The sequence below is a fragment of the Calditrichota bacterium genome, assembly GCA_013152715.1.
Lineage (GTDB): Bacteria > Zhuqueibacterota > Zhuqueibacteria > Thermofontimicrobiales > Thermofontimicrobiaceae > 4484-87.
The window spans coordinates 1-17,276 of record JAADFU010000046.1 but is presented as its reverse complement, the minus strand read 5'-3'; the positions used below and the strand labels follow the sequence as shown (position 1 = coordinate 17,276).

At 44.4% G+C, this 17,276-nt stretch carries 13 protein-coding genes and 1 riboswitch; of the genes, 4 read left to right on the top strand and 9 right to left on the bottom strand.

The genetic code is table 11. The features are described from left to right. Window positions 1-35: 35 nt before the first annotated feature. The 3 genes from GXO74_04110 to GXO74_04100 all read right to left on the bottom strand — a co-directional run bounded on the left by GXO74_04110 (window position 36) and on the right by GXO74_04100 (window position 4,411). Window positions 36-2,315, bottom strand: a complete 2,280-nt coding sequence (locus GXO74_04110) for a tetratricopeptide repeat protein (protein NOZ60844.1) — start codon at window positions 2,313-2,315, stop codon at window positions 36-38. Between the two features lie 219 nt (window positions 2,316-2,534). Further along, the gene (locus GXO74_04105; protein ID NOZ60843.1) at window positions 2,535-4,127 is read right to left on the bottom strand and encodes a HAMP domain-containing protein; all 1,593 of its coding nucleotides are present in this window, start codon (window positions 4,125-4,127) and stop codon (window positions 2,535-2,537) included. A gap of 26 nt (window positions 4,128-4,153) precedes the next feature. Continuing rightward, complete coding sequence (locus tag GXO74_04100; GenBank protein NOZ60842.1) at window positions 4,154-4,411, bottom strand: hypothetical protein; 258 nt, start codon at window positions 4,409-4,411, stop codon at window positions 4,154-4,156. A 212-nt stretch (window positions 4,412-4,623) separates the two neighbouring features. Continuing rightward, window positions 4,624-4,716: riboswitch (TPP riboswitch) on the top strand. A gap of 110 nt (window positions 4,717-4,826) precedes the next feature. On the opposite strand from GXO74_04100, the gene GXO74_04095 reads away from it, so the two are divergent. The 3 genes from GXO74_04095 (at window position 4,827) to GXO74_04085 (ending at window position 9,688) form a co-directional block, all read left to right on the top strand. Next, on the top strand, window positions 4,827-7,325 hold the full coding sequence (locus GXO74_04095; GenBank protein NOZ60841.1) for a TonB-dependent receptor: 2,499 nt from the start codon (window positions 4,827-4,829) through the stop codon (window positions 7,323-7,325). A gap of 62 nt (window positions 7,326-7,387) precedes the next feature. Next, complete coding sequence (locus GXO74_04090; protein ID NOZ60840.1) at window positions 7,388-8,788, top strand: sodium:solute symporter family protein; 1,401 nt, start codon at window positions 7,388-7,390, stop codon at window positions 8,786-8,788. Window positions 8,789-9,430: 642 nt separating this feature from the next. Continuing rightward, window positions 9,431-9,688, top strand: a complete 258-nt coding sequence (locus GXO74_04085; GenBank protein ID NOZ60839.1) for a hypothetical protein — start codon at window positions 9,431-9,433, stop codon at window positions 9,686-9,688. A gap of 53 nt (window positions 9,689-9,741) precedes the next feature. Here the strand turns inward: GXO74_04085 and GXO74_04080 are convergent, their stop codons facing one another. The 6 genes from GXO74_04080 to GXO74_04055 all read right to left on the bottom strand — a co-directional run bounded on the left by GXO74_04080 (window position 9,742) and on the right by GXO74_04055 (window position 16,309). Then, complete coding sequence (locus tag GXO74_04080; GenBank protein ID NOZ60838.1) at window positions 9,742-10,173, bottom strand: ATP-binding protein; 432 nt, start codon at window positions 10,171-10,173, stop codon at window positions 9,742-9,744. Between the two features lie 18 nt (window positions 10,174-10,191). Then, complete coding sequence (locus GXO74_04075; protein ID NOZ60837.1) at window positions 10,192-12,069, bottom strand: hypothetical protein; 1,878 nt, start codon at window positions 12,067-12,069, stop codon at window positions 10,192-10,194. A 5-nt stretch (window positions 12,070-12,074) separates the two neighbouring features. Then, window positions 12,075-12,797 (bottom strand): DUF502 domain-containing protein, encoded by a 723-nt coding sequence (locus tag GXO74_04070; GenBank protein ID NOZ60836.1) that lies wholly within the window; start codon window positions 12,795-12,797, stop codon window positions 12,075-12,077. 118 nt (window positions 12,798-12,915) lie between these two features. Further along, complete coding sequence (locus GXO74_04065; GenBank protein ID NOZ60835.1) at window positions 12,916-13,278, bottom strand: septum formation initiator family protein; 363 nt, start codon at window positions 13,276-13,278, stop codon at window positions 12,916-12,918. Window positions 13,279-13,340: 62 nt separating this feature from the next. Then, window positions 13,341-14,624 carry a phosphopyruvate hydratase gene (gene eno / locus GXO74_04060; GenBank protein ID NOZ60834.1) on the bottom strand — a complete coding sequence of 428 codons (1,284 nt, stop codon included), beginning with the start codon at window positions 14,622-14,624 and terminating at the stop codon, window positions 13,341-13,343. 191 nt (window positions 14,625-14,815) lie between these two features. Then, complete coding sequence (locus tag GXO74_04055) at window positions 14,816-16,309, bottom strand: DUF92 domain-containing protein (protein ID NOZ60833.1); 1,494 nt, start codon at window positions 16,307-16,309, stop codon at window positions 14,816-14,818. 664 nt (window positions 16,310-16,973) lie between these two features. Here GXO74_04055 and GXO74_04050 point away from each other — a divergent pair. Then, the gene (locus GXO74_04050) at window positions 16,974-17,243 is read left to right on the top strand and encodes a hypothetical protein (GenBank protein NOZ60832.1); all 270 of its coding nucleotides are present in this window, start codon (window positions 16,974-16,976) and stop codon (window positions 17,241-17,243) included. The last annotated feature ends 33 nt before the right edge of the window (window positions 17,244-17,276 follow it).

Genomic DNA, 17,276 nt, shown 5'->3' with positions numbered 1-17,276 from the left:
TCGAAACGCTGCTTATTTTTCTTTTTAAAATTATTCTAATCTTTTTCTTTAATTCGATTCAACGCATCCAGCCGCTCCGTCGCTTTTTTGATGTACTCTTTCGTGCTTTTGTGATTGGGGTCGATGGCTAAAATTTTGTTCCACACCTGAATCGCGGAATGGTAATCTCCTTCGGAATAGCTCACCATGCCTTCGTTGAACAATTGCTCGACGCGATCTTTCAATTTTGTTTCACATTTTTTCAGATAATCGGCAGCGACTTTGTCATTGGGTTCTTTGGCTAAAATTTCCCGGTAAATTTTTCGCGCTGTCAAGAAATCACCTTTGGTAAAAGCCTGCTTACCCTTTTCGTGCAAATTTTGTCGGCTAATGCTGGCGTATGCCTGAGACTGCAAGGTTTGCGCCGCTGCATGATTCGCGTCGACTGACAGAATGTAATTGCATTCTTCGAGCGCTTTCTCGTAATTTTTTTGATTAAAATATTGTTTCGCCTGCTGATAGCGCTTACCCAATGCAGAGTTTAATTCGTTACGCGCGCGTCGCAGATGATTTCTCGCGCCGCGATGTGACGGATCGATGGACAGAATTTCCGTGAAGGCGTCAATCGCTCCCTGCCAGTTCCCCTTATTGAACAACTGCCGCGCCTTCTGATATTTGCTCTCAACTACCGCGGAAATATAGCGGTGAAGATACGACACCTTTTCGCGAGCGTAACTATTATTCTCGTCTAATTCCAAAATTCGGCGATAACGATTATTGGCTTTGACAAATAAATTTTGTCGCTCAAATTTTTTTGCATCCCGAAGCAATTTGCTAATGCGTTGTTTGTTCTCCTGCAAGCGGTCCTGCGCCGATTTTTTGTATCGTTGCGCCTCTTTGTCGGCGGGGTTCAGCGCCAAAGCCCTGGTAAACTCTTCTATTGCCCGTTTGTAGCGTTTTTGATTGTAATAGCCTAATCCGCGATAATAATACTCGCTGAAAGTGTAAGTTTTAATGCTGTCAATCTTTGCCATGTATTTCGCCGCGCCGGCATGGTTGGCGTTGACTGCTAATATTTTGGAGAACATCGTTTCGGCTTGATTGATGTTATTCTTTTCATACAAAGAAACGCCTTTGGAAAAAATATCTTCCAGGTAATTGGATAATCTGGGCGCCAATGATTTTAAGTGGTGCAGCGTCTTTTTGTGTCGGGGATTGATGTTCAGCGCCTGCCGGTAGGCTTGAAATGCGGTCGCGTACCAGCCCTTTTCTTCAAATTTTTGTCCGATGGCAAAAAGCGAATCAATGGTTTTCTTCTGGCGATTCACTTTTTCCTGCAAAACCGAGACAACAAGATTGATTGTTTCATCCACTGGGTCGTACACCAACGCTTTTTGATAGGCTTTCAGACCTTCAAACAGATCGTTCTCTTTCACTAATTTTGTCCCCAGCAGCCGATATTGCTGCGCCTGCGTTTTTTCATCCGCGCCAAAAATCACTCCCAGGGACACATTCATCATCCGGTTTTTGTCGTTATAACTAAAATCCAAACGAGTCCCGAACAAGCGAACGCTCAGCCCGACAGTCGTTTCTTTGGCGTTGAAATCTTTCATGCCAACCAGCAAGTCGACATTTTTGAGCAATTGAGTCGATGCACCGAGGAAAAAATTTGACCCGCCATTTCTGATGTGCCACGCGAGATGAAAATAATAATTGTAGCTAAAGGGTCTGACTGCTGCCCCCAGGCGCAATTCGTGATTTTTTTCTTTGCCGGCAAGAGGAATATTGTAAAATACGAGGCCAAAACTCACACGGTCTTTTATTTGGGACGAATGCAAGAATTGCCAGAACCATGATTGCTGCTGTTTTTGAAACTGAAACCGGGGAGATGGACGATAAAATATTCCCACACTAAAACTTGAGCCAACCGAACCGGTGTCGCTTTTGGAAATATTAAAATTACCGCCCACTGAAAAATCCGAATGCAAACGGTAACCCATACCCAGCGACGCCACTGTGGCGTTTGGGAAATAGACCGAGTGTGGCAAAATATTCACGCCAATTCCGATTTTTGGCGGGAAAAAGCGCGTAAATCCCAAAAAATCGATTTGCGAACGATCGTTAACGTTCAAAAGAACCTGATCGCTCAGCATCATCGTCAGAGCCGCAGGATTCCACATCACCACCGACGCATCTCCGGGAAAAGCGATGGCGGATCCGCCGAGAGCTTTTGACGCCGCGCCGGGGACAAATTCGGAAAAATTTGTCTGCGAAAATAGTTGAGATTGGAAAAGCGCCCAGCATAACAGTAGTTGTATCGTGAAAATGCGTTTCATATCCTTGAAGAATCTCTCTCAATGCAATCGAGTCAATAAAATTTTTTCTTGTGAGCCAACCCTAATTCATGAGTGCAAACGAGGCATTGTCCGTTTCAGGTTATTCATGTCTCTCAACAGCGCCAAAATAGCATCCCGCATAATAACTATTGAACGCAAAAAGCCAGCCACATCTCCATGCCAGAAAATTCTGATTTCTAATAAGGATGAAGCAATTTGTCAATAGTGGATTTCGCATATTTCAACAGGCTCATCCCTGCCTTTGATCGGAATCGACCCTAAGTTTTTAGCAGGGTACAGCGGCTTGATTTTTTGAAATAATTGAAAAGAAGTGATAATTTGCCCGGATTTCGCAACGTCGCAGAAACGCGATGCTAAATTCACCGCGTCGCCCACCACCGTGTAATCCATTCGGTCTTTGGAGCCGATATTGCCGATAACGGCATGTCCGACATTAATTCCTATGCCGACAGTGAGAATTTGCATATTTTCACTGTTTCGAGTTTCGTTAAGCTCTCCAATTGCTTTTTGAATCGTCACTGCCGCTTCGATTAAATTTTCGTAGCGATGCACACCCTCGAAAACTGCCATCACCTGATCGCCCATAAATTTGTCCACGGCGCCGTCGTAGCGTTCGATAATTCGCGCCTGCAAATCGAGATAGACATTGACGACTTCAACGACGATCTCCGGCGGATGGTGCTGGGCGAAACCGGAAAAATCCCGCACATCGGAAAACAGCAGCGCCACTTCTCGATTCTGACTGGTGACGGACTCATCGTTGGCAAAAAGATAGCGTTTGATCATTTTGCGCGTAATCGGCGACACAAATTTTTGCATGTGCAATTTTTCTTTAAGATGCATTACCATGTTATTAAATTCGCGCGCCAGTTGCCCTAATTCGTCATTTGATTTAACGGAAATTTTGACGTTCAGGTTTCCCCTGCCAATTTGCCGCGCCCCCTCGGATAATTCCAAAATCTGCTTCACCATTCGGTCGGAGAGGAAATAGATTCCCAAAATTGAACCCAGCGTGACGAGGAAAGCAATAGTGTAAATTATTTTTTTCGCCTCTTTGATCGGCGCCAATGCCACATCTTTGGAAAAACCAATGCCGGCGACTCCCAAAAATACGTCTTTTTTCTGGCCGCTGGCGTCTTTGCTCATGGCAAAAATGGGATAATAATACTCATAATGCGTCTCTGTCTCTCTTTGCGTAATGTCTTTGATGGACAGCAAAAACTGCTTTTGCTTGTCGCTGAAATATGTGCGGTCGCTTTCTGTAAATTTAATATTTGTATGAGCGACGCAATCGCCGTCTCTATTCATCACCCAAGCGTAATCCAATCCCGTGATATTTTTTTGTTTGATGTACAACACGGAAATCTTGATTTCATCGTAATTATTCATCAACAGATTATCTTTGATGTCATAAGAAGAAAGATATTGGACAGTCAAATTGCAGATTTCCTCGAGCTTAGATTTCAGCAGTCGTTTTTCGGTTTGCTGAAAGATTAGGCTAAGCACGACAATGACGGTGAAAACCACGCCGCCAATAATGATGCTCAATTTTCTGCGCAATGGAAACGAAACGAACTGATTTTTCAAATAGGCGTACAGTGCGAAAAATTTTTCCTGCAGCATTTGAAAAAAGGAGCCAATCAGTCTGGGAAAAATAGCGACTCTCTCACCCAACCACGTAGAAGATATTTTGAGCGCGTTTAACAATCCATCTTTTCCCCAAATTCCCATAAGGAACACATCCTCCCCGTAAAAGCTGGCTCTGGTGTGTGAAAGAACCAACTCGTTCATTGAAATAAATTCCGCCGGTTCGATTGTCAATCGATAATTTCTATTTTGATATCTTGCATCGGTTGATTGTGTTTTTCCGATTCCTTGAGATCGTTCAGATAGCGGATCAAGAAAATTAAAATCAAGATCAGAATGACCAAAGCAATTGGCGATCGTTTCGGCGTTTTTTTTCGCGGTCGTAAACGCCGAAATTGAATCCGCGGTTTGTCCTCTGATTCTTCTTCAGGATGATAGAAACGCGGTTTATATTCGAATTGCCTTGTTGTCGGATTTTTCAGAAACACTTTCTCATCCCAAAGCTAAATTTTTAGCCATTTAGTTTGGACGACACTTTACAATTTAATCAATAAACTCAATTTAAAAATAACGAAAAAGTTTCTAATAATCAAGGCTTTTTTCATTATTCCTGGCAAAACTCACTGTTCTTTTTCCCAGAATTCACTTCTTCAACTCGTTGTCATCGGGAACAATCCACGGGCGTGCTCCGTTAAATAAAAAAATTCCGAAGGGGTGGCCGGATGGTCTGAGAGCATACCCTTGGAACCTGACCTGGGTAATACCAGCGGAGGGATTCGGAATTCCAGCGTATTCCCGCTGAAATCCCAACTCCAGCGAACAGTGATGCTCACCAAAATCCATTCGGTTCCTCCCTTACAAATAACAACTTCAACACACTAATATTTGTAAGGAGGGCTGAAAATGAAACCAACCCAAAAACTTCTCGTACGCTATTTCCTGTCTGGCGCATTGCTTTTTTTATTTTCCGCCAATCTATTTTCTCAGGTCACAGAAATCAGTGGCACAGTTAAAGACAAAATCAGCGGACATGCGCTCGCCGGCGCTAATGTCGTCGTAGAAGGCACGGGTTCCGGCGCCATGACTGACCAGAACGGAAAATTCCGCCTGGATATTCCGGACGGCAAATATGTCATCAGCGTCAGTTTCATCGGCTACGAAATTGCTAAAAAATCTGTTGAAATCAGCGGACAACCATTGCCGTTGAATTTTGCCCTCAAACCGACCGTTATTCCCGGGCAGGAAGTCGTCGTTACTGGCACGAGAGCAGTAGCGCGCAAAACGCCGGTGGCATTTGTCGACGTGCCGCGGACTGAAATTCAGCAACGATATTGGGCACAAGACGTACCCATGTTGCTATCCGAGGTGCCTGGAATTTACGCCTATTCCGACGCCGGAAACGGCATTGGCTACACCTATTTGAAAATCCGCGGCTTCGACCAAAAGCGCGTGTCTGTGATGATCAACGGCATTCCTCTGAACGATCCGGAAGATCATCAGGTGTACTGGGTCGACATGCCTGATCTGCTCGCTTCGGTGCACGATGTCCAAATTCAGCGCGGCGTCGGGAGTTCGCTGTACGGGACTTCATCTTTTGGCGGTACAGTCAATATTCAGACCACGCAACTGAACATGCCGCGCCAAATTTTAGCAACGACCGGCTTTGGCAGTTACAACACACAAAAGTATTCGCTTAATTTGCACTCCGGGCTCATTGACAACCAGTACGCAATTTCAGCGAGATTTTCCAAAGTAACCACCGACGGCTATCGCGACAATTCCGCGGTGGACATGTGGTCCTATTTTCTCAGCGCTGCCAGGTACACGCTGAATACCAGCACTTTCATCAACATCTACGGCGGGTCTGAGTTGACTCACGCGGCATGGGAAGCCTCGCCGGAAAGTGAACTCAAAAAAAACCACCGTCACAATCCGTATACTTACAAAAACGCCGTGGACAATTTCTCTCAACCGCATTACGAATTGCATCATCAGTGGTCAATTTCTGACAATTTAAGCTGGAACAATTCGCTTTATTACATTCACGGTGAAGGATATTATGAAAATTTTAAATCAAACAAAAAATTGTATGATTTTGGTTTAGAGCCATTTTATTTGCCAGATTCCACGCTGGTCAAGCGCACCAACCTCGTCCGCCAGAAATGGGTCGAAAAAAATCACCGAGGCGTCATCTCCAAATTGGATTGGGAACACAAAAATGGCTCTTTCAGCGCTGGCATTGACGGTTATCTATTTGACAGCAACCACTGGGGAAAAATTGTCTGGGCGGCACAACTGCCACCCGGGACAAATCCGGAAGACAATTATTACCAATACGGTGGTGACAAAAAAATGATCACTTTTTTTGTGCACGAACTCTACCGGCTCAATAAAAAGACCACGCTCATGGCTGACCTGAACTGGCAGTTGCAAAAATATCAGTTTGAGCAAAAAGAAGTCGGGCATTTCCGCGGCGCCGATCGCCATTTCTACGAAGTGAAATATTCATTTTTCAATCCGCGCGTCGGCGTCAATTACAACATGACCGAAAAAATCAATGTTTTTGCCAACATCTCCACCGCGCACCGCGAGCCGTCGGACGACGACCTTTTTGACATCTGGCAAGGGCCGGATGACATCGGCGTCGCGCCACTTTTTTCAAAGGCAGATACCGTCAAAAAAGCAAACGGCAAAGTGGATCATCTGCAATGGAGCGAACCGCTCACCAAGCCGGAATCGCTGCTGGATTTCGAGCTCGGCGCCGGCTACTCAGGCAGTGAAGTCAAATTTAAACTGAACGCCTACTGGATGGATTTCCGCAACGAAATTGTTCCCTACAGTCAGGTTGACAAAGACGGTTTCCCCATCAAAGGCAATGCCGACCACACAACGCATCGGGGAGTCGAAGGAAATTTCGCTTTGAAATTAGGCAAAGGATTTACGTTATCAGGAGCTGCCGCATTGAGTCAAAATTATTTTAAAAAATTTACTCAATACGAAGCCGAATACGATGCTGATTGGAATTTTGTGGGAACAAAAAAAATCGATTTCAACGGCAAAACCATCGCCGGCTTTCCGGGAACAATGGCTAACCTGAGGCTGTCTTACAATAACGGCGGATTTGCCAGCCATATTTTCTTTCAACTTATCGGCAAACAGTATCTGGACAACAACGAACTTGACGAACGCTCCATTTCTGCCTATTCACTGTTGAATCTTTATTTCTCTTATCGCTTACAAAATTTTCTGGGACTGAGCGGATTGAAATTCAACTTCTGGCTGAACAACGCGCTCGACAAAAAATATGAAACCGCCGGTTACTACGATAGTTGGTACGGTGAAAATTACCTCTGGCCTGGCGCCGAACGGAATTTCTTTGTCGGAATTGAGACGGAACTATAAAAACAAGCTCCCCGTCACTCACCAGACGGGGGAAACTCTAACCCCGAAGACAGACAGCGCCCATGTTCAAATTGCGTATTCCTGACGCACTGATTGTCCTGATCTATCTGGCTTTTGTTCTTTACGTTGGATTTCAACTCTGGCGGAAAGAAAAAAAGAGCGACGCCACGTCCTTTCTGCTCGCCGGACGACGACTTACTCTTCCCTCTTTTGTCGCTACGCTCGTTTCCACATGGTACGGCGGGATTTTAGGTGTCGGGGAGTACTCGTACAAATACGGCATTTCCAACTGGCTCGTTTTCGGGGTTCCCTATTACGTCGCTGCGCTGATTTTCGGCATTTTTATTGCCAAAAAAGCGCGTTCCAGGCAGCTATTCACCATTCCGGATCAGTTAGAAAAAGCCTACGGCAAAACCGTTTCTCTGATCGGCGCTTTTTTTGTTTTCGTCATGACCGTGCCGGCGGCCTACATTTTGATGCTGGCAGTGCTCTTCAAATTTTTGTTTGGTTTCTCTTTGTTAGTGGGACTTATTTTAGGCACGACGATTTCCACGGCGTACGTTATCATCGGCGGTTTCCGCTCTGTGGTGCGCACCGACATCGTCCAATTCAGTCTCATGTTTCTCGCTTTTCTCATCTTGCTGCCGGCTGCTTTTTTCCATTACGGCGGATTTTCTTTTCTCAAAGCAAACCTGCCGCCGACTCATCTCGTCTGGCACGGTGGTCTGGGCGCGCAATCCGTCATTGTCTGGTTTTTTATCGCGCTGGGCACGCTCATCGAGCCCAGTTTTTACCAGCGCTGTTTTGCCGCTGAGAACGAAAAAGTGGCGCAGCGCGGAATCTTTTTCTCCGTATTATTCTGGGTTTTCTTCGATTTCCTGACCACTTTTTCCGGACTCTACGCGCGCGCCGCTTTTCCTCATTTGAAAGATCCGGTAACTTCGTACCTGGTGTTAGGCGCCCATTTGCTTCCCCCGGTCATCTTTGGGCTGTTTTTAGCAGGCTTGCTGGCGACGATCATGTCCACCATCGATAGTTATTCTTTTTTAGCAGCGATGACTTTCGGGAGAGATTTTTTGTGGCAATTGCTTCCTGAAAAAAGCGATGCAAAAATCAAACTTTACACGCGCTACGGACTTATTCTCAGCGGCCTGCTGGCAATCGCCATCGCTTATTTTGCACAGTCAGTAATCCGCATCTGGAAAGACCTGGGCTCCGTCGGCGCTCCCGCATTAGTAATTCCCATGGCCGTCAGTTTTTTCCCGCGCTTGAAGCTCCGAAAATACTTTGCTCTCATTTCCATCATCGGCGGCGGCGCAATCTCGTCGGCGTGGCTCGCAAGTCGTTACCTAAACCACGGCCGCTATTTTTTAAACATTGAACCCATTTATCCGGGATTGGCTTTTTCGATGCTCGTTTTCTCGATTAATTACTTTTGGCGAAAATACCGTTATAGTTCATAAACAATGCTGAATTCATGCTCACCATCACTTTTCAATAAAATTCGCTCCCATAATTTGAGTCGTCGCCCGGCGCAACTTTTCATCGGCTAACGAATCCATTCACTTGATTTTTAGATCATTTATTTCATATTTTTAACAATCATTTTCTTATTTTATTGCTTATTTTTAATTTCACCCTTTCGTATTGTTTTTTTAATTTTTATATTTTTTTTGTTCCTTATTACTTTTTTGACCTGTTATATCGGGTTAAATATTTGGAAATTTTAAACATACGCTACAGAGCTTTTATTGTTGAAAAACAGGTGATTAGATATTTTTTTTGCTTAACTTGAAAAAAAATATTGACATTGAATTTTTTTTTGTTATATTATATAGTGTTTGTCAGATCAAACTGCTAAAATAACGTCAAACTTTTTTCGGGTCAGGTTTAATAGCGTATTTTGGTAAGATTCACAGAGAACGTTCTGTTTCAGAATTGTGAAAAAAATTCCGAAACTGCGTTCAACAAGTAAATTTGCGGGACAGTGAGAGAATGCCTCGTATCGTTCTCTCCGCTTTCTCAAATTAATTTCTCAAATTTTTTTTATTAATTTTGAGCAATCGACACGAATATCTATGCCAAAAAACTTAGGAGAAAGTGGTATGATCTCAAATGAAGAAGAAAAACAGGTCATTGAGAAAAAAATCGAAAAGCTCAAAAAACGAATCAGTTCGCTGAATGAGTCCATTTCTTTGCAAGCGAACAAAATCGCCGACACGATGACGCCGATGGTCATCAGCCGCGATGAAAATGTTCTGTACGATCGCATTCGCAAGAAAAAAGAAGCTATCGAAGAGCTTTCGGCGCTGAAACGAGAACTCATCATTTCCCCTTATAGTGAAAATCGGGTTGCAAAATAGAATTTCTCACGACAGCCTGATGGAGCGTTCGTCAACTTTTTGGACAAAACAGGTTATTTTTTGGGGCTTGCTTTTTTCACCAGGCGAACGACAGTGCCTTTCTTGTCGCGACTGATGCTAATTTCATCGATCAAGGCACGGACGATAAAAATGCCGCGTCCGCTTTCTTTGAGCAGATTTTCCGGATCGAGAGGGTTGTCAATTTCGTTTTCATCGAAACCTTCGCCTTCGTCTTGAATGTGAACGATGATAGTGCCGTTGCAATAATCAAAAGTAATTACCACGTGTTTTTGCAAGTCATTCCGATTGCCGTGGGAAATGGCATTGCCCACGATTTCCGTCACCGCTATGGCAAGACTATCTTTGTCATCCTCGCTGAAATTCATGTGCTTCGCGATTCGCGCGGTTATCTTTTCGACGTCTTTTATTCGATTCGCGTCGCTGGGAATGGTCATCTCATAATGGTTGCAATCTTCAATTGCCAAAACTGACTCCCTTTTTGATTAATAACGCCAGTTCAGTCCAAGATTCAAAAAATTGATGAACTGCCTTTGGCCGGCATATTTTTCAATTGCACGGCGCATCGCTTCCAGAAAAAAAATGAGCTTTTGATCCGGATGATAGTGCAGCGAAAGAACCGGCCCGTAACTCAAAAAGCCGTCTCGCCCAGAGCCAACAAAACTCCTGATCAAAAAGCTTTCCCCATTTTTCACATCTCTGCGGAAATAAATCATTCCCGGCGCGATGGTCAAATGTTCATTTGGCTGATAACTTAATTTCGCACGGATCCAATGATTTTGCCGATTGGTCAAAACGATTTCCGTCCAGCGATCCCAGCTAAACTTGCCATTTTCTTCTATTTCAAATTTATAATCTATGCTGGCGCTGATGGCCGGCAAAAATTTCCACTCAATATTGTGATCGATCATAAAACGCCGAAAAACATAGCTGCGGACGTCAGTGAGCGAATTGGCAATTTCATAATCATAGTCAACGTAATTTGCCAATACTTCCGCAGTTTGAACAACTCGAAAATTTGGCGTTGGTTGGTAAACAATTCTGGGAAAAATACGAAAAATCCGCATCCAGTTATTATTGGCGCTGCGCTCGCTGAAAATGTAAACGAGATGATACAGATTCGCGCTGGCGTTGAGCGATATTTTAAATTGATCGCTGAAATGGTGCACATGTCCCACTTGAAAATTTAGCCGCAGTTCATCGCGATCATCCATGTTCGTTTCCGGCGTATCGTATTGAAATTTGTTGATCGCTGCCTTCAGCGTCAGCGTATCCCGGCGAGAAAATTTGAACCTGCTGAACAGAGAAAGCGAAACGCGCGAGCTCTGAAAATCCGGCGAAATGTAATAAAAATATTTGGAAAATTTTGACGCCAAAACAGAATCAGGCGCCTGGCTTTTTTGGTTGTCAGTCGCGTAACCAAAAGTAAAGTTGAAATCCGTCAGATGGGAGTTCATGATTATTCCAATCTCATTTCCCAAATGAAATTCATCTTTTGATCGTTCGTCAACCAACTGTTGTTTGAACTTTTTGTCGACGCGACTGGCGCGCAGCTTCAACTCAGTGCGAATGTTCACCCGAGAATGACGGCCCACTCCGTATGATAAAAAATGTTGAACTCCCTTGATATTTTCGCTCAAGCTTTCCAAGAACAATCCAACAGGAACAAATCGGTCATAATTATCGCGACGTTGTTGCACAAAAAAGACTGTCAAAGAATCGTAAGTTTCGCGTTGAAAATATTTTTTCACACGATAGGTCAAATTTAAATTGCTATTTTTTCTCTCGGGAAAGCGATCTTCGTTCGTCAGCGCGGTTAAACTATTTCGATAACCACCCCAATTGAGCGTATCAGTGGACATTTCCACTTGATAGGTCAAACCGCGGTCTGTTTTGGAAAGCCGGCGATCATATTTGTAGCCTGCGGCGGCATCCAACCTGATTCGTGACAATATTTCTGCGTAAAAGCCGACCACGGCAAAATTGGTGCGAATATCACTCACCAGACCTGAAATTCGGTCGTTGAGCCGATTCGATTGAGCCAAAAATTTGATCCCCCAAAAAGGCCGCAGCGGATATCTCAGACCGATTTTTAGCTGCTGATCATCGCGCCATTTGTCGTCCAGGCGATTGACGCGAATGAGCGATGACTTGAAATTTTCTCCGACCGTCAAAAATCCTCCGGTCAAAACAGGCTGTTGCAGCCGAATCGCTGTCTGCCAGCGATAGGAATTCAAATTTTGCCCGAAGCCGATTTGGTAATTGATCCTGTCTCCCGACTGAATTTCCTGTGACCGTCCGCTTCCCAGTCGGCTGATCAACAAAAAAATGATAAAAAAAATTTCAAACTTCGGTTTGAACATTTATCTCAATCGCTTTCACGACTTTCGATGTCTTTTTCAGCGTTGTTTTCTGGAGTTATTTCAATTTTGTCAGCGAAGAGGTCCGTCAACCTGAGCGGCGCTTTGACGTAATGGTTTGGATTGGGAACGATTGCTCCGCCGGAAATGACCAATTTTAACGCTTCTTCCACCGGCATCGCCAACTCGACGGTATCGACTTTGGGCACAAAAAGCAAAAAGCCGGAAGTCGGATTTGGCGTTGTTGGCAAAAAAACGCTGACGACGTCGGTGTCCAATTTTTCCTGCACTTCTCCTCTTGTGTCCTGTGTGAAAAATCCGATGGAATAGATCCCGCGACGTGGATATTCGATTAGAACCGCTTTCTTGAAAACTTCGGTTTTTTCGGATAAGAATGCCTGGCTAATTTGCTGGATCGCACTGTAAATTCGATTGATGATGGGTATTCTGGTGACGAGCGCATCGCTGAGGCTGAGTATTTTTTTCCCGACATAATTTCTGGCAAAAAATCCAACAAGCAGAACAAATAAAATGATCGTGATGAAACCCAACCCGGTCAGATTATGCTGGCCGGCTTCAAATCCCAGCCATTTTAACAGGTGTTTATTGAGAAATCCCTTCAATAACCCATCGATGGCGAAAAACAATTTCCAGATAATAAAAATTGTCAGCACAATGGGCGTGAGCGCCAGCAATCCTGTCAAAAAGTACGTTTTTGTTTTTTTCCACATGGCTTTCTTTTGCCTATTAAAATAATAGAATCAAAACGTTAACCAACACTGCCAATGTCGCTAAATCATTATTGTTACGCTCAACGGAGCAATTAGTTTCTGGCAAACCACCAACAAGCTACTCTCTCCCAAGGGTTTTCTTTTTTCCCGCTCCTTTGTCAGCCGGCGCCACAAAAAAGATTTTTTCTCCCTTTTCCCCCATGCGGTATTTTTCGCGCAAAATCTTTTTTATGTATTGATAATCAGAGCTCAAAAGTTGGATTTCTTCCTTAAGGTGATCCCGCTTGGCAGTCAGCCGCTTGATTTCCTCCACCAGATTTTGCTTTTGCTTTCGCAATTGCATGTAGCGGACAAAGCCGTAATTGCCGCGCAGAAAGACAACGACAATTATCAAAATGCCTATTGCAATCAAATAATACCAGGGGCGACGATTTGAGCCCGCGCCCCTGGTTGTTTTTTTTCTTTTTGACTTTTTCGCCATTGAATTAATTCAATTCGGTCAACTGAGAAACGAAATTTGCATTCAAAAATGAATGGAAAATTTTACTTTTTCAACACGCTGGCACCAGCAAAAACAGCGGCTTCGCCCAACAATTCCTCGATGCGCAGCAACTGATTGTACTTGGAGATGCGATCGGTGCGCGACGCGGAACCGCTTTTGAGCTGACCGGTATTTGCCGCGACAGCCACATCGGCGATGGTCGTATCTTCGGTTTCGCCGGAACGGTGAGAAATTACCGTTGTGTAGCCCGCCTTATGAGACATCTCGATGGCGTCAAATGTCTCCGTCAACGTGCCGATCTGGTTCAATTTTATCAAAACCGAATTGCACACGCCCATCTCAATACCTTTCGCTATTCGCTCGGTGTTGGTGACGAACAAATCATCGCCAACAATCTGAATTTTGCTGCCCAGGCGGTCGGTCATAATTTTCCAGCCATCCCAATCGTCTTCTGCCATGCCGTCTTCGATGGAAGCAATGGGATATTTTTCTACTAATTTTGCGTAATAATCAACCATCTGCTCCGGAGTGAGCTGCTTGCCTTCAGATTTGAGAACGTATAAATTTTTCTCCGTGTCAAAAAACTCGCTCGACGCCGGATCCAACGCCAGGTAAATATCCTGCCCCGGTTTGTAACCCGCTTTTTCGATGGCTTCGAGAATAACTTCCACTGCTTCTTCGTTGGATTTCAAATTCGGAGCAAATCCACCCTCGTCACCGACTGCCGTGTTGTAACCTCTGCCCTTGAGCACGGATTTCAAGGCGTGAAAAGTTTCTGAACCCATACGCAATGCTTCGGCGAAATTCGGTGCGCCGGCCGGCATGATCATAAATTCCTGCAAATCCACATTATTATCCGCGTGGGCGCCACCGTTCAGAATATTCATCTGGGGAACCGGCAATGTGTGCGCGTGAACGCCGCCAATGTACTGAAAAAGCGGCAATTCCAGGGCGTTCGCCGCCGCTTTGGCAACGGCAATGGAAACGCCCAAAATTGCGTTAGCGCCTAATTTTTCTTTATTTTTCGTGCCATCCAATTCACAAAGAAGTCTATCAACAATAATCTGCTCTGTCGCGTCCTCGCCGATGATTTCTTCAGCGATGATTTCATTGACATTTTCCACGGCTTTGGTGACGCCTTTGCCATTGTAACGGCTTTTATCGCCATCGCGCAATTCCACAGCTTCGTGTTCCCCGGTCGATGCGCCCGAGGGCACAATCGCTCTGCCGCCAGCTCCGCCTTCCAGCAATACTTCTACCTCGACAGTAGGATTTCCGCGTGAATCAAGCACTTCTCGTCCGAATACATCAACAATCGTCGTCATTTTGTTTCTCCTTCTGTTTCATTGTTTGTCATTTAATAACAAGTTGCAATTGCAATCATTTTTTAATTTACAAAGACAAAATAAACTGAGGCCAAGTTCAGGGTTTAGCGTTCATATAAAAATTTGATCCCATTCGTTTCACAATATCTCTCAATCACACAACGCGAAACTCGCACTACGAACTCAAAACTCTAAGCCATCGCCAAATAAACAACATACGCAAAAACCGCCCCGCTGAAAGCACAAATTCCATTCACCGCGTCGTTGTCAATTACCGCGACGCCGGAATGCAAAACTGTCGCGTGATTTGTACAATGGACGTGTTTTTCAGTGATCTTCCCGCATTGGGGACATTTGAATTGCGCTTGTACTGTCGCGCCAACGACGCTGTCCACCACGCTGCCAAAAAGACCGGCAAAAGCAACAAGCATTGGCAGCGCAAAAGAATAACCATCATAGCGAGCTGTCGCCAGCTTGCTCACGTAAACGATCACCACGCTGCCAGCGAGTCCGCCCAGAAAACCGAGCAACGTCACTCCTCCGGATGTTCCGGGCGGGACCCGCCTGAAATTAGTCACGAGACGCGGCATAATCCTCGAAAAAACACCGATTTCCGTGCCCCAGGTATCCGCCGTCACGGCGGCGATGGAGCCGACAAAAGCCAGATAAAATCCGTCATTTGGGAAAAAATTCCACAAAATAACCAGCAGCCCGGCCAGTCCCCCGTTGGCAAAAACCTGTCCGATGTCTCGACGACCGCCTTTTTGAAAAGTATCGGCAAATCTCGCTTTCCATTGCTTTCCCACTTTCGACAAAATGCTGGAGAGCACAAAAAACAGCAATAGCGGCAGACTGAATTCCCACCTGCCAACGCCAAAAACTACGGCGCCCAACAGAAAAGTGGAGACAGCGCCGCTGCCATTGAGAAACTTCAAATAAAAAGAAACGACAGCAATCAACAATGCCAGAGCCACGCCAAATGTGAGGGCAAGATTTTCCTGATTGGAATGACTGACCAGATAAAACATAAAAAATGCCGTCCCAAGCGGTACGCTCAAATTGTCCGAGCCTTTGGAGGACAATGCTTCGCACGCCGTCGCCACGAGAGCAACGACCAGCGCGTACCACGCTGCGTGCAGCCAATTCAACGCAAAATTGTCTAATGCCGCTGTAAGCAAACGCAATCCTAAAAGAACGATCAAAAAAGTCATGGCGAACATGGCGGATGAGCCCTGAAAAGATTTTTGCTCGCCGGCAATTTGGTAAATTTTCGGGACACGCACCTGTTCGCCGACAATCGCAGCAAAAGCATCGGCGATCGCCATTGTCAGTACAGAGAGCACCAAAATGGACTTATGACCATCCCACAAAAGTAACGTTAAAATAAAAAACGACAGCGGATAAAAAACAGTTCCGTACGTTGTCCGATCAGTCGCATGCATTCCCGGCATCCATCCCCTGCGGATGGCGATCAGATTCACAACAACGAACGCGCCGGAAATCAATAGTAGCGGAAGCGGGTTACGCATCAAAAAAGACGCGAGCGCAATAAAAATTCCCGTTAGCATGTGAACTAACTTACGCGTCGTTTTCACCGACCACTGAATTTTTTTTCTGACAATCTCTGAAAATCCGATGACTGCTCCCAATCCAACAAGAAGCACCGCAAGCCAAAACCAATCCATAAGACGAACAACCATTTTATTATTGACATTGAACGAAAATTTTGCTATACTATTTAAGAATTTTTTCGCTTAAAGTCAATATTTATTTGTTCTTTTTTGTCTGCCTTAGGAATTTTAATTTTGCAGATTGGTGGCAAAATTGCACCGCAACAAAATTGAAATCCTTGGATAACAAAGGATGTTTTTGGTCGTTGTCTGTGAGCGTGATGCTTGCGCCTAATCTCGTAGTTCAATGATCTTAAAAGCTGAAGATACAAAGTTATCCACAGCAACGACAGCAAAGGAAACCGTCTTGTAATGCTGCCTAAGTTCAAAAGAATATTTGCTGCCTAATTGGTTTCAAATTAAGCAATTAGTTATTTTTACCATAAATTTTTCAATTCTGTAACAAATTTCACAACATGTTATTTTTATTTAACTTACAAATTTGTAATTTTGCAATACAAAATATAGTTGTAACATCGCTGTAATATTCCATATCTTGACATTCTCAAGATTGCCCGAATCAGGCTTTTTGACGTCTGATTTTCAACTTTTTTTTGAACTATTCACTTATCCACAACTTATTCACAATAACGCAAGATGTGGGTCAATGATTTTTTTAAGGCACAAGAATAGGAAATAATTGTAAAAAGTACTAACTTCTAAACCAAGGAGCCGGAAAATGAACAAACCGAATTTGTCTCTCATTCTTTTTCTTTCTCTGCTGCCTGTGCTTCTTTTCGTTCAGGGATTTGGTACTTTTTCCGAAAAATTAATTTTAGACAGTCCCTTTCCGCAAATTGTCAGCCCCGGCGAAACATACTATCTCAACGGAAAAATCAAAAGCGCTGCATCGGGAAACAAGCTATCAGTTGTTGGAACCATGCCGTATGGGAAATATGACTTCGATGTTGCGACGGTAGTTGTCGGCGATTCATTTTCAATATGTTGAATAGACCATTTGAAAACACTAAATAATATTTTT

Coding starts and splice junctions, on each gene's coding strand:
- GXO74_04050 (NOZ60832.1), top strand. CDS start 16,974: ATGAACAAACCGAATTTGTCTCTCATTCTTTTTCTTTCTCTGCTGCCT.
- GXO74_04095 (NOZ60841.1), top strand. CDS start 4,827: ATGAAACCAACCCAAAAACTTCTCGTACGCTATTTCCTGTCTGGCGCA.
- GXO74_04110 (NOZ60844.1), bottom strand. CDS start 2,315: ATGAAACGCATTTTCACGATACAACTACTGTTATGCTGGGCGCTTTTC.
- GXO74_04055 (NOZ60833.1), bottom strand. CDS start 16,309: ATGGATTGGTTTTGGCTTGCGGTGCTTCTTGTTGGATTGGGAGCAGTC.
- GXO74_04090 (NOZ60840.1), top strand. CDS start 7,388: ATGTTCAAATTGCGTATTCCTGACGCACTGATTGTCCTGATCTATCTG.
- GXO74_04105 (NOZ60843.1), bottom strand. CDS start 4,127: ATGAACGAGTTGGTTCTTTCACACACCAGAGCCAGCTTTTACGGGGAG.
- GXO74_04085 (NOZ60839.1), top strand. CDS start 9,431: ATGATCTCAAATGAAGAAGAAAAACAGGTCATTGAGAAAAAAATCGAA.
- GXO74_04075 (NOZ60837.1), bottom strand. CDS start 12,069: ATGTTCAAACCGAAGTTTGAAATTTTTTTTATCATTTTTTTGTTGATC.
- eno (NOZ60834.1), bottom strand. CDS start 14,624: ATGACGACGATTGTTGATGTATTCGGACGAGAAGTGCTTGATTCACGC.
- GXO74_04070 (NOZ60836.1), bottom strand. CDS start 12,797: ATGTGGAAAAAAACAAAAACGTACTTTTTGACAGGATTGCTGGCGCTC.
- GXO74_04065 (NOZ60835.1), bottom strand. CDS start 13,278: ATGGCGAAAAAGTCAAAAAGAAAAAAAACAACCAGGGGCGCGGGCTCA.